This is a genomic window from Pseudomonas sp. GW822-FHT07A10 (assembly GCF_058798795.1).
In genome coordinates, this window is sequence record NZ_JBXAKV010000027.1 from 18610 (window position 1) to 39666 (window position 21057).

Below are 21057 nucleotides of genomic sequence, written 5' to 3' on the forward strand. Positions count from 1 at the left end.
TCGAAAACTGCGATCTTTTTTGCGTTGAAACAAAACCTGGCTGGCGTAATTGTGGTCGAATAAATGACAGCAGCTTTAGCGCATCACCGTGCGCGCTGCCTCAAGGGAGCTTCAACCATGAAACGTTTTGCCTTGGCGGTTATCTGTTGCACGCTGGCCACATCGGCCCTCGCGGCACCGAAATCCTGTGAAGAACTCAAGGCCGAGATCGAAGCCAAGATCCAGGCCAATAACGTTTCGTCCTACACCCTGGAAATCGTCACCAACGACGAAGTGCACGATCAGAATATGGTGGTCGGCACGTGCGAAAGCGGCACGAAGAAAGTCATCTACCAAAAAAATGACAGTTGATTCACCTCACATGAGGCAGTAGCTCTCGCGATCTTCGGCGACAATCTCCCGCTTGGCGTTATACAGCCGGGCGCTGGGGGTGAACGCTATGGAGCGAGCTTCCAGCAGATAACGCTGGCCGGCCTCGAAATGGTCGTAATTGATGGTCAGGTAGCATATTCGCTCCAGAGGAGTGTTCAGCAAACCCGGCCCTCCGCCAAACACTTCAAAGTCAAAACGTACCCTGAGCTCATGACTACCCGGGGTGACCTGAAAGTAACGGCCATCGCTCAACCGCTGGTTGTCCAGACGATCGGCCATCAGCAGTTTCCCGCCGGGAACTGGCGTAGCGAAGTCGACCCAGGCCATCTGCGGATTGACCGCCGGCAACGGACTCGTGCAGCCGACAAAGGCACCTGCAGCGAGCAACAGCAACAACCTGCGCATGATGAATATCCCAAGGACTGGTCATTCAGCATAGCGCCGATCAGGTGCGTTGGCAGCCCGCTGGCTTACCCTGCCCAATCACTTTTCGCTGCTGATCATAAAGCTTTGCCCACGGCCGAAAGCCGATATTCCCCGCTTGCAGCTGATACCGCTGCCCGGCGTTGAAGTCCTTGAATTTCACATTCAACTGGCAGTCACGCCACAACGGCTCGGCATCGGGGCCAATGTTGGTCGGCTGGACCGCAAACAAGTAGCGAACCTTCAGCTCATGGCTGCCGGGCTGCACCTGGAAATAGCGCTTGTCGATGGAAGCCTTGTTATCGACTTCCAGCGCTTGCAGCGCGGTGTCCTCCTGCCGTGAATCCAGATCGATCCAGGCCTGCGAAGGATCAGGGGTGGGCAATCCGGCACAGCCGGCCAGCATCAGCAGGCCTCCCGTCAGCATCAATTTGCGCATAGCGGAGCTCCAATAGGCGGGATAGTCTTGCGGGCAGACTTTCCAGGAATTTTTTTATTTTGATCAGGCCGCGTCCAAGCCTTGGGTTACTTGATCGCGTTTTACGCATTTTGTTTCCGGGTGTTTTTCTTTTGTCGCTCAACGGCTGCGCGAGCGTCAGCTATTACGGCCAATTGGCCAGTGGTCAGCTGCACTTGCTGCGGGCCCGGGAACCGATTGCCAATGTGATTGCCGACCCCGACCGCGACCGGCAATTGCGTGCGCACCTGGCCCAGTCACAAAAGGCCCGAACGTTCGCCAGCCAACACCTGCATCTGCCGGACAACCAGAGCTACCGTTTGTACGCCGACATCGGCCGACCGTATGTAGTCTGGAATGTCTTCGCCACGCCGGAGTTTTCGCTCAAGCCGCAGAACCATTGCTTCCCCGTTGCCGGCTGCGTCGCTTATCGCGGTTTTTACAGTCAGAGTGCTGCTCGCGGTGAGGCCGCCTTGCAACGCCTGCAAGGTATGGACGTGTCGATCGGCGGCGTCGAGGCCTATTCGACGCTCGGTTGGTTCAACGATCCGATTATTAGCTCGATGATGGCGTGGGGCGACGAACGGTTGGCCACGCTGATTTTTCACGAACTCGCGCACCAACGTTTTTATGTGAAAGACGACACCGAGTTCAACGAGTCCTTCGCCACGTTCGTCGAACAGGAAGGCACTCGCCAATGGCGCGCATTCCGAGACATGCCGCCGGATAATGGAGCGCTGGTACGCCAACGCGACCAGTTCATCCAATTGATTCTGGACACCCGCACCCGGCTTGAACGGCTTTACGCCTTGCCGCTGCCGACCGACCAAATGCGTGAGCGAAAAGCGGCCGAGTTCGAACAACTGCGCCGTGAGTACAGGACCCTGCGCGACTGCCAATGGGCTGGCAACAATCGCTACGATGCATGGATCAACGCCCCGATGAACAACGCCCGATTATTGCCGTTTGGTTTGTATGACCAGTGGGTGCCAGCGTTTACCGCACTGTTCAGGCAGGTCGATGGGGATTGGGTGAGGTTTTATGCGGCAGTGGAGAAGGTGGGCACGTTGCCGGTTGGGGAGCGCAAGGCGGCGTTGAGGGCGTTGGCAGGATCAGCGAATTCCGGTGGCTGAACGGGCCCCTTCGCGGACTTGCCCGCGAAGGGATTTGATCAGCGCTGCAAAAACGCCTGATGCAACTCATCCAGCGTCTCGAAGTGATACGCCGGTGCTTCGGCGCTCAATTCTTCCCGGCTGCCAAACCCATAACCCACCGCTGCCGCGTCCAGCCCATTGCTGCGGGCACCGATCAGGTCGTGCTTACGGTCGCCGATCATCAGCGTATTGGCCGGGTCGAGACCTTCTTCGGCCATCAAGTGTGCAATCAGCTCGACCTTGTTGGTCCGCGTGCCATCCAGCTCACTGCCATAAATCATCTTGAAATGCTTGGCGAAGTCGAAGTGCCGGGCAATTTCCCGGGCGAAAACCCATGGCTTGGAGGTCGCGATGTACAGCTGTCGCCCTTGCCCACCGAGGGTTTCCAGCAACGGTATAACCCCGTCGAACACACGGTTTTCATACAGGCCGGTGACCTTGAAGCGTTCACGATAGAAGTTCACTGCCTCCCAGGCCTTGGGTTCGTCGAAGTCATAGAACTGCATGAACGCCTGCAACAATGGCGGGCCAATGAAATGTTCGAGCCTGGTCAGGTCCGGTTCATCGATACCCAGTTTGCTCAGGGCGAACTGGATGGAGCGGGTGATGCCTTCGCGCGGGTCGGTCAGCGTGCCATCGAGGTCGAACAGTACGGTTTGGTAATGCATGGAAATTCCTGAGCAATAGCGAGACGCTTTCCGTTATCAAGAGGCTTAGAGCTGGTCGTAGCCTTCGGCCAGATGCAGGTCCTTGAGCTTCACGTAATTCGCTGCACTGTAGGTGAAAAAGGCTTTTTCCTTGTCCGTCAGCGGCCGGATCTGTTTCACCGGGCTCCCGACATAAAGAAAACCGCTTTCCAGGCGCTTACCCGGTGGCACCAGGCTACCGGCGCCGATGATCACATCGTCCTCGACCACCGCACCGTCCATGACGATGCTGCCCATGCCGATCAGAATCCGGTTGCCCACGGCGCAACCATGAAGCATGACTTTATGCGCGATGGTCACATCGTCGCCGATCAGTAACGGAAAGCCATCGGGGTTGAATGGCCCTGCATGGGTGATGTGCAACACGCAGCCGTCCTGCACGCTGGTGCGCGCACCGATCCGGATGCGATGCATGTCGCCGCGGATCACCGTCAGCGGCCAGACGGAGCTGTCTTCGCCGATTTCGACGTCGCCGATCACCACTGCCGAGCCGTCGACAAAAGCGCCTTTGCCCAGCAGCGGCGTGTAGTTCTGATACTTGCGAAGGGTCACGATAGGGTTTCTCTCTGTTGCCGATAGCTGCGGTGAACGTCGATTGTAATTAAGATGGGCGCATGTTTCTTCCCGCATGTTTTCCAGCCAAGGTGCCAACCGTGAGCGTGAACAACCCTCTTCTGCAGTCCTACGACCTGCCGCCGTTCTCGGCGATCCGTGCCGAACACGTGCAACCGGCCATTGAAAAAATCCTGGCTGACAACCGCGCCGCCATTGTCGAAATCCTCAAGACCCAGGCCAAACAACCGACCTGGGCCGGCCTGGTGCTGGCGATGGACGAACTCAACGATCGTCTGGGCGCCGCCTGGAGCCCGGTCAGCCACCTCAATGCCGTGTGCAACAGCGCTGAGTTGCGCGAGGCTTACGAGTCCTGCCTGCCGGCCCTGAGCACCTACGCCACCGAGCTGGGCCAGAACCGTGAACTGTTTCAGGCCTATGAAGCGCTGGCGAACAGTCCTGAGGCCGCCGGTTTCGACGTGGCGCAGAAAACCATCCTGGAGCACGCCCTGCGTGACTTCCGCCTGTCGGGTATCGACCTGCCTGAAGCCGAACAAAAGCGTTATGCCGACGTGCAGAGCAAACTGTCGGAGCTGGGCAGTCGCTTCTCCAACCAGTTGCTCGACGCCACTCAGGCCTGGACCAAGCACATCACTGACGAAGCCGCCCTCGCTGGCCTGACCGATTCGGCCAAGGCGCAGATGGCCGCCGCCGCGCAAGCCAAAGACCTCGACGGCTGGCTGATCACCCTGGAATTCCCGAGTTACTACGCGGTGATGACCTACGCCCAGGACCGCGCCCTGCGCGAAGAAGTCTACGCCGCCTACTGCACCCGTGCGTCGGACCAAGGCCCGAATGCCGGTCAGAACGATAACGGCCCGGTCATGGAAGAAATCCTCGACCTGCGTCAGGAACTGGCAAAACTATTGGGTTTCACCAGCTTCTCGGAGCTGAGTCTGGCGACCAAAATGGCCGAATCCAGCGATCAGGTTCTCAGCTTCCTGCGCGACCTGGCCAAGCGCAGCAAGCCGTTCGCCGTCCGGGATCTGGAGCAGCTCAAGGCCTACGCCGCCGAACAGGGTTGCCCGGACCTGCAAAGCTGGGACAGCGGTTTCTACGGTGAAAAACTTCGCGAGCAGCGCTACAGCGTTGCCCAGGAAACCCTTCGCGCGTACTTCCCGATCGACAAGGTTCTGGGTGGGCTGTTCGCCATCGTCCAGCGCCTGTACGGCATTGAGATCGCCGAGCTGAAAGGCTTCGATACCTGGCACCCGGACGTTCGCCTGTTCGAAATCAAGGAAAACGGCCAGCACGTCGGCCGCTTCTTCTTCGACCTCTATGCCCGCGCCAACAAGCGTGGCGGTGCCTGGATGGACGGCGCCCGCGATCACCGCCGCACAATCAATGGTGTGCTGCAAAGCCCGGTGGCGAACCTGGTGTGCAACTTCACCCCAGCCGACAGCGGTAAACCAGCCCTGCTGACCCACGACGAAGTGACCACCCTGTTCCATGAATTCGGTCACGGCCTGCATCACCTGCTGACCCGCGTCGAGCACGCTGGTGTGTCCGGCATCAACGGCGTGGCCTGGGATGCGGTCGAGCTGCCAAGCCAGTTCATGGAAAACTGGTGCTGGGAGCCGGAAGGTCTGGCACTGATTTCCGGTCACTACGAAACCGGCGAACCGTTGCCTCAGGATCTGCTGGAGAAAATGCTCGCGGCGAAGAACTTCCAGTCCGGCCTGATGATGGTCCGCCAACTGGAGTTCTCGCTGTTCGACTTCGAGCTGCACGCCACCCACGGCGACGGCCGCGGCGTGCTGCAAGTGCTCGAAGGCGTGCGTGATGAGGTTTCGGTCATGCGTCCACCGGCCTACAACCGTTTCCCCAACAGCTTCGCCCACATCTTCGCCGGTGGTTACGCAGCGGGTTACTACAGCTATAAATGGGCAGAAGTATTGTCGGCCGATGCCTTCTCGAAGTTCGAAGAAGACGGCGTGCTCAATGCCCAGACCGGTCGTGCCTTCCGCGAAGCGATCCTGGCACGAGGTGGTTCCCAGGAACCGATGGTGCTGTTCGTCGACTTCCGTGGCCGTGCGCCATCGATTGACGCACTCTTGCGCCACAGCGGCCTGACCGAGGACGCGGCAGCATGAGTGAGGGACCTGTGATTACCAAAAAACGCTTTATCGCCGGGGCGGTCTGCCCGGCCTGCAGCGAGCCCGACAAGTTGATGATGTGGAACGAAGATACCGTTCCACATCGCGAGTGTGTGGCCTGCGGTTATTCCGACACGCTGAATGAACAAGGCCTGTCGGTGCCCAAGGAATTGGGCACCCGGGTTAACACCTCGGCACTCAAGGTGCCGGACGCCAAGGTTCAGGCCGTGCAGTTTTTCCCGAACCCGAAGCTGAAGAAAAAGCCTGACGAGCAACACTGAGTATCGAAAAACACCTTCCACTGCGCAACGCAGTGGAAGGTGTTACTTACTCGACATGGGCCGAGTTGAACCAACTCTTCATCGAACACATGGCAAACGGACTTGTGCTGCAATCACCATTGGCCAGCGCCGTACGAAGTTTGTCGACATCGGCCTGCATCATGTAGCGAATGCCGTCCTTGAAGTGGGTGCTATCGCCAAAACCGCCCTGAGTCATTTCACTCAGCGCATCTTCCTTACTCCAGCCCTGCACCACCACCCGGTACATCGCCGCCATCAGGCCGGTGCGATCCGAGCCGTGTTTGCAGTGCATAAGCACAGGTCCTTTGGCCTCGGCGCTCTGAATCGTGCGAAGGGCCTTGAGCACATCACTGTCATCCACATGATTGGTGCGGTAGGGCAGCTGTATCTGGGTGATTCCGGGTTTGGACAACCAGCTTGAGTCCGGTTCAGGCAGGAAGTTGATGACGGTGGCGACCTTGAGTTTTTCCAGCAACGGCACCGCCCCCTTGTCCGGCAACGCACTGCGATAGAGGGTCGGGGACATCTGATAGAGGTTGTACTGAACCTCCACCGATTGAGCCCAGTCCGCAGGCCGGGATAGAGCAGCGTCATCAGCGTGGGCCAGCGTCAGGTTGAAAAGTGCGGCCAGCGACAAAAGAAACGTCGCAGGTAGAAGGCGCAGTAGGGACATGCTCAGGCGACCGTGAAGTGGTGGATAAGTGATCGATAGCCTGAACTCGGGACAGTCAAAGACCTGTGAGGGCACTGTCAAAGAATCGTGAATAGAACAGCAAATGCCCGAGGCTGGTTGTCATTCAGATCAGTCAGACTGTCCGACATCGCTAGTTGACTGAGAGACACTATCCGGCAAGACCTTGAGTTAATAGACGCCGATAAAACCAGGCCTGCATGGAGTCTCATGCAGACCTGGCAACAACTATCAACTTCAGGGATTTACGATACTGGAATAAGCCTTGGCCAAGGCCAGCAATTTTGCCTTGTCGTTACCATCGATATCGCCATCACCGTCCACATCGCTGTTAATGGTTTTGATCGTGAAGGACTGACCACCATCGCTGGAAACCGCTGTCACATAGACGGAATCGACCAGCGCCTCTGTCTGCACTTCATTTACCGCCTCCCACCCCAGCTCTTTACGGGCAAGTTGCATCGATACTTGTGCTTCGCGAGGATTGGTTATGCTGGGCGCCAACAGTTGTAAAAAAATACCACGCTGATTAAAAAACGACATGACTAAATCCTTTTAATTAATAATCCACGACAACTTCGTGTGGCGAGGATAGTACTAACAGCCTTTGTAATTGCGCTACTTGATATATATTTCCGGTGATGACAGTTGCGCAATGCGCTTGATCCAGAAACTTGTATGGTTAGTTCCTTTATATAATCTCCGACATTCACTCGCCGAACGGCACTGGCTTGTCGCTTGCCCCCTTGATACTGTATGCACATACAGTCAACGGACTTTTATCGATGAACACGCCTCTGCCACCCCGCGGTCGCGGCACCGCCACCAACCCGCACAACCGTTTCGCACCGAACCGTTCGGTGGCCGAGGATGACGGTTGGTATCAGGAAGCGCCGATCACCCAAGGCACCGAGGTGCGCATCGAGACGGCGAAGACCATCATTACCCGCAACAACTCGCCGGACTTGCCCTTCGACCGCTCGATCAATCCCTATCGTGGCTGCGAGCATGGCTGTATCTATTGCTACGCTCGGCCCAGCCACGCCTACTGGAACATGTCGCCAGGGCTGGATTTCGAAACCAGACTGATCGCCAAGACCAACGCCGCCGATGTGCTGGAAGAACAACTGTCCAAACGCGGCTATCAATGCGCGCCGATCAACCTGGGCTCCAACACCGACCCTTATCAGCCGATCGAGCGTGAACACAAAATCACCCGCAGGACCCTCGAGGTGCTGCTGCGCTATCGCCATCCGGTGACCATCATCACCAAGGGCTCGCTGATTCTGCGCGATCTGGACTTGCTGGCCGAACTCGCCGAACAACGGCTGGTGGCGGTAATGATCAGCCTCACCACTCTGGACGATGAGCTCAAACGCATCCTCGAACCCCGTACGGCTGCGCCCAAGGCACGACTGCGGGCGATCCGGGTAATGCGTGAAGCGGGGATTCCGGTGGGTGTCTTGTGTTCACCGATGATTCCGATGATCAACGACAGCGAACTCGAAAGCCTGCTGACTGAGGCCCATGCGGCCGGAGCGCAAACTGCGGCTTACATGATGTTGCGCCTGCCGCTGGAAGTGGCGCCGTTGTTCGAAGAGTGGTTGGCCGCCCACTATCCTCAGCGTGCAGCTCATGTGTGGAGCCTGATCCGCCAGAGCCGTGGCGGCGAGCTTTACGACAGTCGGTTTGGTGCCCGTATGCGCGGTGAAGGACCATTTGCCGATCTGCTGGCGCAGCGTTTTGCCAAAACCATCAAGCGCCTTGGGCTCAACCGTCGGGAAGGTTTCGATCTGGACTGCAAAGCTTTTTGTCCGCCGGGTCGCCAGATGTCATTGATTTAAGGACAATTGGACCTATGGTGGAGTAGTGAAAAAGGTACGTCGCGTTCAAGCTGGTCATATTTCTTATGACCTGGAACGCACGTTCTAGAGCGTTTGATTCAGTTTGAGTTAAGCTTCGGCCGCTACCTTGTTCATCGAGTGACTGACGGGTCTGCTTTTCGACCTGGATGTTTTTTATACAGCCACTGGCTTCACATCGGACAAAACGGGAAAATTCCCTGACTCCGCCAAAGAGGATGAATCATGAGTGACAAGGATAAACAGCCTTTGGCTGCGTCGGCTTCAGCCCAACCCGAGGCGGAAACCGCCGATGCAGCGCTGCAGCATATCGTTGACGGCTTTTTGCATTTTCATCACGAGATCTTTCCGCAGCAGGAAGAACTCTTCAAAAAACTCGCCACGGCCCAGCGGCCTCGGGCGATGTTCATCGCATGCGCCGATTCGCGCATTGTTCCCGAGCTGATCACCCAAAGCGCCCCCGGCGACCTGTTCGTCACCCGTAACGTCGGCAACGTCGTGCCGCCTTATGGGCAAATGAACGGTGGTGTTTCCACAGCCATCGAATACGCAGTGCTGGCGCTCGGCGTGCAGCACATCATCATCTGTGGCCACTCCGACTGTGGCGCCATGCGCGCGGTACTCAACCCGCAGAGCCTGGAAAAGATGCCGACGGTCAAAGCCTGGCTGCGCCATGCAGAAGTGGCGAAAACCATGGTTCAGGACAACTGCCATTGCTCGAATGAAAGCGAGAGCATGCACATCCTTACCGAAGAGAATGTGATCGCTCAGTTGCAACATTTGCGCACGCACCCGTCGGTGGCCTCGCGCATGGCCAACGGTCAGCTGTTTATCCATGGTTGGGTGTACAACATCGAAACCAGCGAAATCCAGGCTTACGACGCGGATCAGGGTTGTTTCCTGCCGCTCGATGGCAGCCATCCGATTCCGGTGGCGACGCCCAAAGCGCGCTTCTAAATCCTCTTCGTAGCCTGTCTCACAACTACGTTTGCGAGACAGGCCACCAGATCCCTGTGTGGTTTAGCCGAGGCTGCTGATCAAGCAGCCCGGCTTTGCCATGCCTGAAGAAAACCTCGGGAGAGTCACCATGCGTGCCGCTCAATTAAAAGCTGTTCTGCCACGGGAGCTGCTGGCTTCGGTGGTTGTATTTCTGGTTGCCCTGCCTTTGTGCATGGGCATCGCCATAGCCTCCGGGCTGCCACCGGCCAAAGGCCTGATCACCGGCATCATCGGTGGACTGGTGGTTGGCTGGCTTGCCGGTTCACCACTGCAAGTCAGCGGCCCGGCGGCCGGTCTGGCGGTATTGGTGTTCGAACTGGTGCGCCAACATGGAATCGCCATGCTCGGGCCGATCCTGCTACTGGCGGGTTTTCTGCAATTGGTGGCCGGGCGTTTGAAACTGGGTTGCTGGTTTCGGGTCACGGCGCCGGCTGTGGTGTACGGCATGCTCGCCGGCATCGGCGTGTTGATCGTGCTGTCGCAGGTGCATGTAATGCTCGATGCCGTGCCCAAGCCCTCGGGGCTGGATAACCTGGCGGCCTTCCCTGCTGCAGTGATTCAGGCTTTGCCTTCGTTTGGCTGGCAAGCGGGTTTGCTCGGGCTGTCGACCATTGCCGTGATGTGGCTGTGGGAAAAATTCCGCCCGCATTCCCTGCGTTTCGTTCCCGGTGCATTGCTCGGGGTCGGTCTGGCAACGATCGCCAGCCTGGCGCTCGCCTTGCAGGTCAAACGTGTAGAGGTCCCGGCTAACCTCGCGGAGGCCATCGATTGGCTACGCCCGGCGGATCTGCTCAACCTGGCTGACCCAACCCTGCTGATCGCCGCCTTCGCCGTGGCCTTTATCGCCAGCGCCGAAACCCTGCTCTCGGCCGCCGCCGTGGATCGCATGCACAGCGGTCAACGCTCGGACTTCGACCGCGAATTGTCGGCGCAAGGTGTGGGCAACATGTTGTGTGGCCTGCTCGGCGCGCTGCCGATGACCGGGGTGATCGTGCGCAGCTCGGCCAACGTTCAAGCCGGCGCCACCACCCGTCTGTCGACGGTGTTCCATGGCCTGTGGTTGCTGGCTTTCGTGCTGCTGCTATCGAGCGTGCTGCAAAGCATTCCGGTGGCGAGCCTGGCGGGCGTGCTGGTTTACACCGGTTTCAAACTGGTAGACCTCAAGGCCTTTCGCGGTCTGGGCCGTTATGGCCGGATGCCGATGTTCACCTATGCGGCGACCGCACTGGCAATCATCTTCACCGACCTGCTGACCGGTGTGCTGATCGGCTTCGGCCTGACGCTGGCCAAGCTGGCCTGGAAAGCGTCGCGCCTGAAAATCAGCCTGATCGATCTACCGGCGGACGGCGAGATGGAACTGCGACTGGTGGGGGCGGCGACCTTCCTCAAGGTGCCGGCGTTGACCCAGGTGCTGGGGAGCATTCCCGCAGGCGCGACGGTACATGTGCCGCTCAATAACCTGAGCTACATCGATCACTCGTGCCTTGAGTTGCTGGAGGAGTGGGGCCGGGCCAATGCGGCCAAGGGTTCGAAGCTGTTGATTGAAGCGCGGGGGTTGAAGCGCAGGCTTGAAGGGCGGTTGCGGACCACGACGGGCGTAGGTTCCGCCGGATAGATAACCGTGTGGGAGCGAGCTTGTTCGCTCCCACAGGTATTCGGTTCTTACCGTTGGATCAAGCCGCTGGCTGATCCAGCTCCAGCTCGACACCCAATTGGCGCGACAGGCACGGCCAGCGCTTCCACGCGGCGCCGGTGTCCGGGCTGTTGAGTTTCTCGCGGTAGGCCTCCACCGACTCCAGCGCGAAACTTTCATCGTCAAGCATCTCGTCCACGGCGTGATGCACTGCCTCATCCAGTTGGTTGGCAAATTCCTCGCCAATCAATTGGTGGGCAATCAGGTTGGCGACAGTCATGTCCAAGGGGATCAATGGCTGGCCAAAATGCTTGATGTACAGGTCGTTGACCTCTTCGACCAAGCGGTGCGCCAGATAAGCTTCGTCCAGCAGACTGTCCAGGCCAACGTGACCGGCCATGATCGCCGGCGGCTGGAGGAAGAACTGCTCGGCGATTGTCAGCACCGGCTTGATCTGCGATTCGATGCCCGCTTCCCTGGCGACTTCATTGGCTGCATCCAGCAGGTCTGGCACTTGTTCTATATACGCGGCCACAAAACGCGTCATCACGCCGTTGGCGTCGACATCCGGCAATTGGATGGCGGAGTGAAGGTGCGGCAGTTGGGTTTCCAGCTGACGAGTCAGCAGGCCGGTCTCGGCCTCGTGTTGCAGGGCTTTTTGGATCTGCTCGCGCAATGCGGCGGTGTTCATGAAAACTCCAGGAAACAAAGGCAATGAAATAGGGAAGACATAACTTAGCTGGCTCAGGAAAAAGGCTAAGACGCATTTGTCATAATTATTTCATTCTTGAGACGCCTGCGTTATATCGATTTGCCACCACTCGTCTGCATCCTTCTCCATTCGTGACCTGGAACGCAAGTCCAACCTGTTTCAGCTGATTTACCCCATCGCGTTGCGAGGTGGCAGTCGCTGTCTATACTCGGTTCTGAATGGAGTTAGCTGATGACACCCGACTGCATATGCAGCAAGGCTCGGCGATTCAAGTTCGTGGTCTGAAAAAGCCGCTCCCTTGCCGCAGGCGTTACGCCTACGGGATAACAAGAACGATAAGGGGAACCCGCAATGATGCGACATCCACATGTCTGGATGGGCCTCCTGTTGTGGTCGATTTTCAGTCAGGCGCAAGCGGCCTGGACTGTCAATATGGCGCCTGGAGCGACTGAGATCAGTCACGCAGTATTCGATCTGCACATGACCATTTTCTGGATCTGTGTGGTGATCGGCATCATCGTCTTCGGCGCCATGTTCTGGTCGATGATGATCCACCGCCGCTCGACCGGGCAGGTGGCCGCAAAATTTCATGAAAGCACCACCGTTGAAATCCTCTGGACCATCGTGCCCCTGCTTATCCTGGTGGCCATGGCGGTCCCCGCAACCGCCACACTGATCAAGATGTACGACAACACGGAGCCGGATATCGATATCCAGGTCACCGGCTATCAGTGGAAGTGGCATTACAAATACCTGGGTCAGGACGTCGAATTTTTCAGCAACCTGACTACCCCCGCCGATCAGATCCACAACAAGGAAGCCAAGGGCGAACATTACCTGCTGGAGGTCGACAAGCCACTGGTGCTGCCGATCGGTGCCAAGGTGCGTTTTCTGGTGACCTCCGCCGACGTCATCCACTCCTGGTGGGTGCCGGCCTTCGCAGTCAAGCGCGATGCGATTCCGGGCTTCGTCAATGAATCCTGGACCCGTGTCGACAAGCCCGGCATCTACCGTGGCCAGTGCGCCGAGCTGTGCGGCAAGGACCACGGCTTCATGCCGATCGTGGTCGAGGTCAAGGAAAAGGCCGACTACGAAAAATGGCTGGGCGAGCGCAAGGCGGAAGCCGCGCAACTCAAAGAGCTGACCAGCAAGGAATGGACCCTCGACGAGCTCAAGGAGCGCGGCGACAAGATTTATCACACCACTTGCGTGGCCTGTCACCAGGCCGAAGGCCAGGGCCTGCCGCCGATGTTCCCGGCACTCAAGGGCTCGAAAATCGCCACCGGGCCGAAAGAAGCTCACCTGAGCCTGGTCTTCCATGGCAAGCCCGGCACCGCCATGGCGGCGTTCGGCAAGCAGCTCTCGGAAGTCGATATCGCGGCGGTCGTGACCTACGAACGTAACGCCTGGGGCAACAACAAAGGCGACATGGTCACCCCTAAAGAAGTGCTGGAGCTGAAACAGGCGGAAAGCAAATGACCCGGTCTATTGCGTACTCAAGGAATCGGTCGGGGCATGACGTCCCGGTTCGCCCAGCCCAGCCGTTTGCAGGAGACAGGACATGACTGTTGTAGTCGATGACCATGTTCATACCGATACCGCCCACGCCCACGGCCCCGCCAAAGGCCTGATGCGCTGGGTGCTGACCACCAACCACAAGGATATCGGCACGCTGTACCTGTGGTTTGCGTTCACCATGTTCCTGCTGGGCGGCTCGTTCGCCATGGTGATCCGTGCCGAGCTGTTCCAGCCGGGACTGCAAATCGTCGAACCGGCGTTCTTCAACCAGATGACCACCATGCACGGTCTGGTGATGGTCTTCGGCGCGGTGATGCCGGCCTTCGTCGGCCTCGCCAACTGGATGATCCCGTTGATGATCGGCGCGCCGGACATGGCCCTGCCGCGAATGAACAACTTCAGCTTCTGGCTGTTGCCGGCCGCGTTCCTGCTGCTGGTATCGACCCTGTTCACGCCCGGTGGCGGGCCGAACTTCGGCTGGACCTTCTACGCACCGCTGTCGACCACCTACGCGCCGGAAAGCGTGACGTTCTTCATCTTCGCCATCCACTTGATGGGGATCAGTTCGATCATGGGCGCAATCAACGTGATCGCGACCATCCTCAACCTGCGCGCCCCCGGCATGACGTTGATGAAAATGCCGCTGTTCGTCTGGACCTGGCTGATCACCGCGTTCCTGCTGATCGCGGTGATGCCGGTGCTGGCCGGCTGCGTGACCATGATGCTGATGGACATCCACTTCGGCACCAGTTTCTTCAGTGCCGCCGGTGGCGGTGATCCGGTGCTGTTCCAGCACGTGTTCTGGTTCTTCGGCCACCCCGAGGTGTACATCATGATCCTGCCGGCCTTCGGTGCCGTCAGCTCGATCATTCCGGCGTTCTCGCGCAAGCCGCTGTTTGGCTACACCTCGATGGTCTATGCCACGGCCAGTATTGCGTTCCTGTCATTCATCGTCTGGGCGCACCACATGTTCGTGGTCGGCATTCCACTGGTGGGCGAGTTGTTCTTCATGTACGCCACGCTGCTGATCGCAGTGCCGACCGGCGTGAAAGTGTTCAACTGGGCCAGCACCATGTGGCAAGGCTCGCTGACCTTCGAAACGCCGATGCTGTTCGCCGTGGCGTTCGTGATTCTGTTCTCCATTGGCGGATTCTCCGGGTTGATGCTGGCCATCGCCCCGGCGGACTTCCAGTACCAGGACACCTACTTCGTGGTCGCGCACTTCCATTACGTGCTGGTGCCGGGGGCGATCTTCGGGATCTTCGCCTCGGCTTACTTCTGGCTGCCGAAATGGACCGGCCACATGTACGACGAAACCCTCGGCAAGCTGCACTTCTGGCTGTCTTTCATCGGCATGAACATGGCGTTCTTCCCGATGCACTTCGTGGGCCTGGCGGGCATGCCGCGGCGGATTCCGGACTACAACCTGCAATTCGCCGACTTCAACATGGTGTCGTCGATCGGCGCGTTCATGTTTGGTGCCACGCAGATCTTCTTCCTGTTCATCGTGATCAAGACCATTCGCGGCGGCGAGCCGGCACCGGCCAAGCCGTGGGATGGTGCCGAAGGCCTGGAATGGAGCATTCCATCGCCCGCGCCGTATCACACCTTCACCACACCGCCGGAAGTGAAATGAACGCACTAGCCTTTGTGGAAGCGAGCTTTTGTGGCGAGGGAGCTTGCTCCCGCTCGGCTGCGAAGCAGACGCAAAACTTTTGGGGCTGCTTCGCGACCCAGCGGGAGCAAGCTCCCTCGCCACAAGGGCCTGCTCCCAGCGGGTTATGCGTAAAGGTTCGAAGCCATGGCTGACTCGATCTCGATGAAGAAGCTGGTCACCCGCCTGTTACTGGTGGTGGCGGCGATGTTTGTCTTCGGCTTTGCCCTGGTGCCGATCTACGACGTGATGTGCAAGGCATTCGGCATCAATGGCAAAACCGCCGGGCAGTATGAAGGCGAGCAAACGGTCGACGCCTCGCGGCAGGTTCGCGTGCAGTTTCTGTCGACCAACGCTGCTGACATGCCCTGGGATTTCTATCCCAAGACGGATGAGCTGACCGCGCACCCCGGGGCGGTGAACGAGATGATTTTTATCGCCCACAACCCCACCGACCGGCCGATGAGCGCCCAGGCGGTGCCGAGTATCGCGCCGAGTGCAGCCGCGGCGTACTTCCACAAGACCGAATGTTTCTGCTTTACCCAGCAAGTGCTGCAGCCCGGTCAACGCATCGAGATGCCAGTACGGTTCATCGTTGACCGCGACATGCCCAAGGATGTGAAGCACCTGACGCTGTCCTACACGCTGTTCGATATCACCGCACGTCATCCGCCCGTGGCTGTTGCAGCAAGCACAGGTGGCTAGGCGTTAAAGCGTGCCCGATAAGGAGAACAATAAATGGCAACTCATGAACATTATTACGTTCCAGCCCAGAGCAAATGGCCGATCATCGCCACGATCGGCATGCTGGTCACGGTGTTCGGCCTGGGCACCTGGTTCAACGACCTGAAGGCTGCGCGGCCGGAATCCCATGGCCCGCTGATCTTTTTCGTCGGCGGACTGCTGCTGGCTTACATGCTGTTCGGCTGGTTCGGGACGGTGGTCAAGGAGAGTCGTGCGGGGTTGTACAGCCCGCAACTCGACCGCTCGTTCCGCTGGGGCATGAGCTGGTTCATTTTCTCGGAGGTGATGTTCTTCCTGGCCTTTTTCGGTGCGCTGTTTTATGTGCGCAACATCGCGGGCCCGGCACTGGGTGGTGAAGGCACCAAAGGCATCGCCCACATGCTGTGGCCGACGTTCGAATTCACCTGGCCGCTGCTGAACAACCCGGACTCGAAACTCTTTCCTCCCCCCAAGGAAGTCATCAGCCCCTGGGGTCTGCCGCTGCTCAACACCGTACTGCTGGTGAGTTCCAGCGTCACCGTGACCATCGCTCACCACGCCTTGAAGAAAGGCCATCGCGGGGCGCTGAAAATCTGGCTGGCGCTGACCGTGTTGCTCGGTTGCGGCTTCCTGGGCTTTCAAGCCAAAGAATACCTGCACGCCTACCACGAGCTGGGCTTGACCCTCGGTTCCGGCATCTACGGCGCAACGTTCTTCATGCTCACCGGTTTCCACGGTGCCCACGTGACCATCGGCACCATCATTCTGTTCGTGATGCTGATGCGCATCATGCGCGGGCACTTCAATGCAGACCACCATTTCGGCTTCGAGGCGGCGACCTGGTACTGGCACTTTGTGGATGTGGTGTGGATCGGGTTGTTCGTTTTCGTCTACGTACTTTGAGCCTGGTACTCATGACTACCAAGGCACGTGAGACACCAACTGGCCGCTGAAAAAACCCCAAGCGATCAAACCGACAGTGATGGCGGCCAGCGCAACACGAATACTCAAGGCGATGACCAGGCGATTCGAGCTGCTGTCGTCCTTGACCAGAAAAAACAGGCCGCTGAACAGGCTGACAACCGTGGCAATCAGCATCAGGACGATGGCTGCTTTGAGCATGGTGACTCTCCGGGGGACAGGCGATGCATGTGAGTATAGCTATCGCGATGACCGACTTTCTGGCGACGCCATGAAGCGCTTCCGGCTGGGCCTCGTGCCGACTCTGGTGGTCGCGGTGCTGCTGCCCTTGCTGGTGTCACTCGGCTTCTGGCAGTTGAGCCGGGGCGCGGAGAAAAGCGCGCTGCTGCAAAATTACGCCGAGCGCCGGGCGGCCGAACCGATGGCCAGCACCGAACTGCAACACACCGAAGATCCGGCCTTTCGCCGGGTTCGCCTGCACGGCCAGTTCGATGCCGAACACAGCCTGCTGCTGGATAACCGGCAGCGCGACGGCAAGGTCGGGGTCGAGCTGTTACAACCGTTTCAGGATCAGGCCACCGGGCTCTGGCTGCTGGTCAATCGCGGCTGGCTGCCGTGGCCGGATCGGCGTACCCCGCCGTCATTCACCACACCGACTCAGGTGTTGAGCCTCGACGCCTGGGTCTACGTCTCCCCCGGCGCAACGTTCCAGTTGCACGCCGACCCCAACACCACGACCTGGCCACAACTGATCACCGCCGTTGAACCGGCCAGGTTGTGGACGGCGCTTGAACGTGACGGTTTCGCCTACGAATTACGCGCGCAAAGTGGCCCTGCGACCTACCGCACCGATTGGCCGGTGGTGGCCATGGGGCCGGAAAAGCACCTGGCTTACGCCGTGCAGTGGTTCGCCCTGGCGATCGCGCTGTTCGGCCTTTATCTCTATCTCGGATGGCACAACGCAAAGGAGAACAATAATGGGAGTGGCCATGAATCCACCCGGCATGTCTGAGGCGAAAACACCGGTGAATCGGCGGCGCGGACGCTTGCAGTTGCTGCTGATTCTATTGGGGGTGATCGGTCCGATGATCCTCGCCACCGGCATGTACAAATTGCAGTTCTGGGTACCCGAAGGCCGCAGTTATCACGGTGAGCTGATCGGCAACGGCCAGACCCGCGCCGACATTGGCGTACAAGCGCAAGAAGAACGCTGGCAGTTGCTGGTGACGGCGCCCAAGGACTGCTCGGTGGACTGCCAACAGCTGGTTTATCTGGCGCGGCAGATCCAGATCGGCCTCGGTCGCGATGCTGCCCGTGCCAGCCATGCGCTGGCCATCGCGCAGCCGCTGAACAGCGATTACGAGACTAAACTTCAACGCGAGTACCCACAGTTACAACGCTATTCATTGGACCTGCCGTCCTACATCAAAGGCGCACAGAGCAATGACACGCCGCACCTGTGGATCATCGACCCTCACGGCAATCTGGTGCTGCGTTACGACCCGACGGTGAAGGGCAAGGATCTGCTCAACGACCTGCGCCACCTGCTGAAACTGTCGAACATCGGATAAGGGCATCGTCATGGCCAAACCTGGATTTCGCCTCGCGCTGTTTGCCACCTTGCTGGCACTGATTGTGGTGTTGCTCGGCGCTTACACACGCCTGACCCACGCCGGCCTCGGCTGCCCGGACTGGCCCGGCTGCTACGGTTTTATCAGCGTGCCGCAAAGCGAAGCCCAGCTGGCTCATGCCGAACTGCATTTTCCAGACACCCCGGTGGAAGCCCACAAGGGCTGGAACGAAATGGTCCATCGCTACTTCGCCGGCACGCTGGGGCTGCTGATCGCGGTGCTGGCGGGCCGCGCCTGGGTCCATCGTCATCATCCGGGGCAGCCGGTGAAGTTGCCGCTGTTCTTGCTGGCGTTGGTCATTGGCCAAGCGGCTTTCGGCATGTGGACGGTGACGCTCAAGCTTTGGCCGCAAGTGGTCACCGGACATTTGCTCGGTGGTTTTGCGACCTTGAGCCTGTTGTTTCTGCTGACCTTGCGCCTGTCCGGCGTATTGCCGGCGCTGACCGTGCCTCGACGTTTGCAATACTGGGCAACCGCCGGCTTGCTGTTGGTGATCCTGCAAATTGCTCTCGGTGGCTGGGTCAGCTCCAATTACGCGGCGGTAGCCTGCATCGACTTTCCGACCTGCCACGGCCAATGGCTGCCACCGGCTGATTTCGCCAACGGTTTTCACCTGACCCAACACATCGGCCCGAATTATCTGGGCGGGCAGCTGGACAGCGATGCCCGCACCGCGATTCACCTGACTCACCGCATCGGCGCGTTACTGGTCACCTTTGTTCTGCTCGGTCTGGCCTGGCAACTGAAGGTCGTCGGCATGACGCGCCTGGCTGTCATGGTGCTGATCGCCCTTGCCGCACAAATCACCCTGGGCATCAGCAACGTGGTGTTCCACTTGCCGCTGCCGGTGGCCGTCGCCCACAACGCCGGCGGTGCGGCGCTGTTGCTGACGATGGTGCTGGTCAATTATCACGCGCGAACCAGCCTGGTTCGGGTCAAGCATCAGCCCCCTCGGCGCTGGCGACTACGCCTGCGTAAACACTCGGCCGGGCCCATAACAATAAAAGGAGAGATGCCATGGCGACTCTGATCGGCGAACGTCACAGTCAGGCCATATGGCGAGACTACCTGGAACTGACCAAGCCGAAAGTGGTGGTGCTGATGCTCATCACCTCGCTGGTCGGCATGTTTCTCGCGACCCGCGCCGGGGTGCCATGGACGGTGCTGGTATTCGGCAATCTGGGGATCGCCCTGTGTGCCGGCGGTGCCGCGGCGGTCAATCATGTGGTGGACCGGCGCATCGACGCGGTCATGGCCCGGACCCACAAACGGCCCCTGGCCGAAGGCCGGGTATCTCCAGCCGCTGCGCTGACCTTCGCCCTGATACTGGCAATGCTCGGTCAGGCCTTGTTGCTGACTTTCACCAACCCGCTGACAGCATGGCTGACCCTCGCCTCCTTGCTCGGTTATGCCGTGGTCTATACCGGTTTTCTGAAACGCGCGACGCCGCAGAACATCGTCATCGGCGGCCTCGCTGGAGCTGCCCCGCCACTGCTCGGCTGGACCGCCGCCACCGGTCATGTCGGCGCCGAACCATTGTTGCTGGTGCTGATCATCTTCGCCTGGACCCCGCCGCACTTCTGGGCGCTGGCGATTCACCGCAAGGAGGAATACGCCAAGGCTGACATTCCGATGCTGCCGGTGACCCATGGCGAGCACTACACCAAAGTCCACATCCTGCTTTATACCTTTGCGTTGCTGGCCGTCAGCCTGATGCCCTACGTGATCCACATGAGCGGCGTGCTCTACCTGATGTGTGCCCTTTTACTGGGTGCAAGGTTTCTGCAATGGGCCGTGGTGCTGTACCGTGGCACTCGACCGCACGCGGCGATCAACACGTTCAAGTACTCTATCTACTACTTATTCCTGCTGTTTATCGCGCTGCTCGTAGACCACTACTTACTGTTGATCCTATGACTCGAACCCAGAAAACCGTCTTCATCCTCGTTGCCCTGATTGCGCTGATCCTGGGCCTGACCGTCAATAAAGTACTGACCGGGAAAAACCAGGGCGACCCGACGGCGCTGATCGATGCAGGGATCATCTTGCTGCCCCAAAGCCGTAATCTGCCGGACGTGAAGATGACCGATCAGGACGGCAAGCCAGTGGCGATCAACGAACTGAAAGGCAAGTGGAGTTTGCTGTTCTTCGGCTACACCTTCTGCCCGGACATCTGCCCGACCACCCTCGCCCAGCTGCGGCAGATCAAGAGTGAACTGCCGGCGGATGCGGTGAACAAGTTGCAGGTCATCCTGGTCAGCGTCGACCCTAACCGCGATACGCCCAAGCAACTCAAGCAGTACCTGGGCTACTTCGATCCGCAATTCATCGGGCTGACCGCAGCCTCGGTCGAAGACCTTCAGAAAATGGCCAACGCGGTGAGCATTCCGTTCATTCCGGCGGACACCAGTAAGCCGAACTACACCGTCGACCACAGCGGCAACCTGGCGGTGATCGGACCGGACGGGACTCAACGCGGGTTCATTCGTGCACCGCTGAATAACCAGAAACTGGTGGCGCAGTTGCCGGTGATGCTCAACCGTCAATAAGCACCACACTCTTTGTAGGAGCCAGGCTTGCCGGCGAAGGC

The 21057-nt window shown here is 59.0% G+C and carries 24 protein-coding genes; 16 read left to right on the forward strand and 8 right to left on the reverse strand.

Going from position 1 to position 21057, the window contains the following annotated elements:
- Nucleotides 1-117 precede the first annotated feature (117 nt).
- Complete coding sequence (locus AC1RL4_RS28615; protein ID WP_019580280.1) at nt 118-351, forward strand: DUF1161 domain-containing protein; 234 nt, start codon at nt 118-120, stop codon at nt 349-351.
- Between the two features lie 6 nt (nt 352-357).
- Here AC1RL4_RS28615 and AC1RL4_RS28620 read toward each other — a convergent pair whose 3' ends face one another.
- Nucleotides 358-777, reverse strand: a complete 420-nt coding sequence (locus AC1RL4_RS28620) for a PA0061/PA0062 family lipoprotein (protein WP_018927244.1) — start codon at nt 775-777, stop codon at nt 358-360.
- Between the two features lie 40 nt (nt 778-817).
- Nucleotides 818-1234 (reverse strand): PA0061/PA0062 family lipoprotein, encoded by a 417-nt coding sequence (locus tag AC1RL4_RS28625; protein WP_019580281.1) that lies wholly within the window; start codon nt 1232-1234, stop codon nt 818-820.
- A gap of 59 nt (nt 1235-1293) precedes the next feature.
- Here AC1RL4_RS28625 and AC1RL4_RS28630 point away from each other — a divergent pair, with 59 nt between their 5' ends.
- A complete protein-coding gene (locus AC1RL4_RS28630; RefSeq protein ID WP_230175613.1) occupies nt 1294-2385 on the forward strand; it encodes an aminopeptidase in 1092 nt (363 codons plus the stop codon).
- A 38-nt stretch (nt 2386-2423) separates the two neighbouring features.
- Here the strand turns inward: AC1RL4_RS28630 and AC1RL4_RS28635 are convergent, their stop codons facing one another.
- Nucleotides 2424-3074 (reverse strand): HAD family hydrolase, encoded by a 651-nt coding sequence (locus tag AC1RL4_RS28635; RefSeq protein ID WP_230175612.1) that lies wholly within the window; start codon nt 3072-3074, stop codon nt 2424-2426.
- A gap of 45 nt (nt 3075-3119) precedes the next feature.
- Nucleotides 3120-3665 (reverse strand): gamma carbonic anhydrase family protein, encoded by a 546-nt coding sequence (locus AC1RL4_RS28640; protein ID WP_007940736.1) that lies wholly within the window; start codon nt 3663-3665, stop codon nt 3120-3122.
- A 62-nt stretch (nt 3666-3727) separates the two neighbouring features.
- Here AC1RL4_RS28640 and prlC point away from each other — a divergent pair, with 62 nt between their 5' ends.
- Nucleotides 3728-5818 carry an oligopeptidase A gene (gene prlC / locus AC1RL4_RS28645; RefSeq protein ID WP_429570983.1) on the forward strand — a complete coding sequence of 697 codons (2091 nt, stop codon included), beginning with the start codon at nt 3728-3730 and terminating at the stop codon, nt 5816-5818.
- Nucleotides 5815-6102: a YheV family putative zinc ribbon protein gene (locus AC1RL4_RS28650; RefSeq protein ID WP_018927249.1), complete on the forward strand. Its 288-nt coding sequence runs from the start codon at nt 5815-5817 to the stop codon at nt 6100-6102. The genes prlC and AC1RL4_RS28650 overlap by 4 nt, the downstream gene beginning before the upstream one ends.
- Before the next feature lie 46 nt (nt 6103-6148).
- Here the strand turns inward: AC1RL4_RS28650 and AC1RL4_RS28655 are convergent, their stop codons facing one another.
- Together AC1RL4_RS28655 and AC1RL4_RS28660 are read right to left on the reverse strand one after the other, a co-directional pair.
- Entirely contained in the window at nt 6149-6796 is a 648-nt protein-coding gene (locus tag AC1RL4_RS28655; RefSeq protein ID WP_026331798.1) for a dual specificity protein phosphatase family protein, read from the reverse strand.
- Nucleotides 6797-7051: 255 nt separating this feature from the next.
- On the reverse strand, nt 7052-7357 hold the full coding sequence (locus AC1RL4_RS28660; protein ID WP_019580285.1) for a hypothetical protein: 306 nt from the start codon (nt 7355-7357) through the stop codon (nt 7052-7054).
- A 242-nt stretch (nt 7358-7599) separates the two neighbouring features.
- On the opposite strand from AC1RL4_RS28660, the gene AC1RL4_RS28665 reads away from it, so the two are divergent.
- The 3 genes from AC1RL4_RS28665 (at nt 7600) to AC1RL4_RS28675 (ending at nt 11290) form a co-directional block, all read left to right on the forward strand.
- Nucleotides 7600-8658 (forward strand): PA0069 family radical SAM protein, encoded by a 1059-nt coding sequence (locus AC1RL4_RS28665; protein ID WP_493120669.1) that lies wholly within the window; start codon nt 7600-7602, stop codon nt 8656-8658.
- A gap of 243 nt (nt 8659-8901) precedes the next feature.
- Complete coding sequence (locus AC1RL4_RS28670) at nt 8902-9633, forward strand: carbonic anhydrase (protein WP_018927254.1); 732 nt, start codon at nt 8902-8904, stop codon at nt 9631-9633.
- Between the two features lie 130 nt (nt 9634-9763).
- The gene (locus tag AC1RL4_RS28675) at nt 9764-11290 is read left to right on the forward strand and encodes a SulP family inorganic anion transporter (protein WP_019580287.1); all 1527 of its coding nucleotides are present in this window, start codon (nt 9764-9766) and stop codon (nt 11288-11290) included.
- Between the two features lie 58 nt (nt 11291-11348).
- Here AC1RL4_RS28675 and AC1RL4_RS28680 read toward each other — a convergent pair whose 3' ends face one another.
- Entirely contained in the window at nt 11349-11999 is a 651-nt protein-coding gene (locus AC1RL4_RS28680; RefSeq protein WP_019580288.1) for a hypothetical protein, read from the reverse strand.
- Nucleotides 12000-12371: 372 nt separating this feature from the next.
- Between AC1RL4_RS28680 and coxB the strand changes: the two genes are divergently transcribed.
- The 4 genes from coxB to AC1RL4_RS28700 all read left to right on the forward strand — a co-directional run bounded on the left by coxB (nt 12372) and on the right by AC1RL4_RS28700 (nt 16818).
- Nucleotides 12372-13499 (forward strand): cytochrome c oxidase subunit II, encoded by a 1128-nt coding sequence (gene coxB / locus AC1RL4_RS28685; RefSeq protein WP_019580289.1) that lies wholly within the window; start codon nt 12372-12374, stop codon nt 13497-13499.
- Between the two features lie 82 nt (nt 13500-13581).
- Complete coding sequence (ctaD, locus tag AC1RL4_RS28690; RefSeq protein WP_018927258.1) at nt 13582-15174, forward strand: cytochrome c oxidase subunit I; 1593 nt, start codon at nt 13582-13584, stop codon at nt 15172-15174.
- 165 nt (nt 15175-15339) lie between these two features.
- Complete coding sequence (locus AC1RL4_RS28695; RefSeq protein WP_018927259.1) at nt 15340-15897, forward strand: cytochrome c oxidase assembly protein; 558 nt, start codon at nt 15340-15342, stop codon at nt 15895-15897.
- A 33-nt stretch (nt 15898-15930) separates the two neighbouring features.
- Nucleotides 15931-16818: a cytochrome c oxidase subunit 3 gene (locus tag AC1RL4_RS28700; RefSeq protein ID WP_018927260.1), complete on the forward strand. Its 888-nt coding sequence runs from the start codon at nt 15931-15933 to the stop codon at nt 16816-16818.
- A 15-nt stretch (nt 16819-16833) separates the two neighbouring features.
- Here the strand turns inward: AC1RL4_RS28700 and AC1RL4_RS28705 are convergent, their stop codons facing one another.
- The gene (locus AC1RL4_RS28705) at nt 16834-17037 is read right to left on the reverse strand and encodes a twin transmembrane helix small protein (RefSeq protein WP_018927261.1); all 204 of its coding nucleotides are present in this window, start codon (nt 17035-17037) and stop codon (nt 16834-16836) included.
- Nucleotides 17038-17107: 70 nt separating this feature from the next.
- Here AC1RL4_RS28705 and AC1RL4_RS28710 point away from each other — a divergent pair, with 70 nt between their 5' ends.
- Genes AC1RL4_RS28710 through AC1RL4_RS28730 form a run of 5 tightly spaced genes read left to right on the forward strand, consistent with a single transcriptional unit; the run spans nt 17108 to nt 21016 of the window.
- Nucleotides 17108-17848, forward strand: coding sequence for an SURF1 family protein (locus AC1RL4_RS28710; RefSeq protein WP_064615678.1), 741 nt, complete (start codon nt 17108-17110; stop codon nt 17846-17848).
- A complete protein-coding gene (locus AC1RL4_RS28715; RefSeq protein ID WP_026286508.1) occupies nt 17814-18407 on the forward strand; it encodes a PA_0111/PP_0108 family redox-active disulfide protein in 594 nt (197 codons plus the stop codon). The genes AC1RL4_RS28710 and AC1RL4_RS28715 overlap by 35 nt, the downstream gene beginning before the upstream one ends.
- Before the next feature lie 10 nt (nt 18408-18417).
- Nucleotides 18418-19497 carry a COX15/CtaA family protein gene (locus AC1RL4_RS28720; protein WP_018927264.1) on the forward strand — a complete coding sequence of 360 codons (1080 nt, stop codon included), beginning with the start codon at nt 18418-18420 and terminating at the stop codon, nt 19495-19497.
- A complete protein-coding gene (cyoE, locus tag AC1RL4_RS28725; RefSeq protein WP_018927265.1) occupies nt 19485-20384 on the forward strand; it encodes a heme o synthase in 900 nt (299 codons plus the stop codon). The genes AC1RL4_RS28720 and cyoE overlap by 13 nt, the downstream gene beginning before the upstream one ends.
- Complete coding sequence (locus AC1RL4_RS28730; protein ID WP_019651205.1) at nt 20381-21016, forward strand: SCO family protein; 636 nt, start codon at nt 20381-20383, stop codon at nt 21014-21016. The genes cyoE and AC1RL4_RS28730 overlap by 4 nt, the downstream gene beginning before the upstream one ends.
- The last annotated feature ends 41 nt before the right edge of the window (nt 21017-21057 follow it).

Coding starts and splice junctions, on each gene's coding strand:
- AC1RL4_RS28665 (WP_493120669.1), top strand. CDS start 7,600: ATGAACACGCCTCTGCCACCCCGCGGTCGCGGCACCGCCACCAACCCG.
- AC1RL4_RS28660 (WP_019580285.1), bottom strand. CDS start 7,357: ATGTCGTTTTTTAATCAGCGTGGTATTTTTTTACAACTGTTGGCGCCC.
- AC1RL4_RS28705 (WP_018927261.1), bottom strand. CDS start 17,037: ATGCTCAAAGCAGCCATCGTCCTGATGCTGATTGCCACGGTTGTCAGC.
- AC1RL4_RS28675 (WP_019580287.1), top strand. CDS start 9,764: ATGCGTGCCGCTCAATTAAAAGCTGTTCTGCCACGGGAGCTGCTGGCT.
- coxB (WP_019580289.1), top strand. CDS start 12,372: ATGATGCGACATCCACATGTCTGGATGGGCCTCCTGTTGTGGTCGATT.
- AC1RL4_RS28635 (WP_230175612.1), bottom strand. CDS start 3,074: ATGCATTACCAAACCGTACTGTTCGACCTCGATGGCACGCTGACCGAC.
- AC1RL4_RS28620 (WP_018927244.1), bottom strand. CDS start 777: ATGCGCAGGTTGTTGCTGTTGCTCGCTGCAGGTGCCTTTGTCGGCTGC.
- AC1RL4_RS28615 (WP_019580280.1), top strand. CDS start 118: ATGAAACGTTTTGCCTTGGCGGTTATCTGTTGCACGCTGGCCACATCG.
- AC1RL4_RS28700 (WP_018927260.1), top strand. CDS start 15,931: ATGGCAACTCATGAACATTATTACGTTCCAGCCCAGAGCAAATGGCCG.
- AC1RL4_RS28710 (WP_064615678.1), top strand. CDS start 17,108: ATGAAGCGCTTCCGGCTGGGCCTCGTGCCGACTCTGGTGGTCGCGGTG.
- AC1RL4_RS28715 (WP_026286508.1), top strand. CDS start 17,814: ATGGGAGTGGCCATGAATCCACCCGGCATGTCTGAGGCGAAAACACCG.
- ctaD (WP_018927258.1), top strand. CDS start 13,582: ATGACTGTTGTAGTCGATGACCATGTTCATACCGATACCGCCCACGCC.
- AC1RL4_RS28625 (WP_019580281.1), bottom strand. CDS start 1,234: ATGCGCAAATTGATGCTGACGGGAGGCCTGCTGATGCTGGCCGGCTGT.
- AC1RL4_RS28695 (WP_018927259.1), top strand. CDS start 15,340: ATGGCTGACTCGATCTCGATGAAGAAGCTGGTCACCCGCCTGTTACTG.
- AC1RL4_RS28655 (WP_026331798.1), bottom strand. CDS start 6,796: ATGTCCCTACTGCGCCTTCTACCTGCGACGTTTCTTTTGTCGCTGGCC.
- AC1RL4_RS28670 (WP_018927254.1), top strand. CDS start 8,902: ATGAGTGACAAGGATAAACAGCCTTTGGCTGCGTCGGCTTCAGCCCAA.
- prlC (WP_429570983.1), top strand. CDS start 3,728: ATGTTTCTTCCCGCATGTTTTCCAGCCAAGGTGCCAACCGTGAGCGTG.
- AC1RL4_RS28650 (WP_018927249.1), top strand. CDS start 5,815: ATGAGTGAGGGACCTGTGATTACCAAAAAACGCTTTATCGCCGGGGCG.
- AC1RL4_RS28730 (WP_019651205.1), top strand. CDS start 20,381: ATGACTCGAACCCAGAAAACCGTCTTCATCCTCGTTGCCCTGATTGCG.
- AC1RL4_RS28680 (WP_019580288.1), bottom strand. CDS start 11,999: ATGAACACCGCCGCATTGCGCGAGCAGATCCAAAAAGCCCTGCAACAC.
- AC1RL4_RS28720 (WP_018927264.1), top strand. CDS start 18,418: ATGGCCAAACCTGGATTTCGCCTCGCGCTGTTTGCCACCTTGCTGGCA.
- cyoE (WP_018927265.1), top strand. CDS start 19,485: ATGGCGACTCTGATCGGCGAACGTCACAGTCAGGCCATATGGCGAGAC.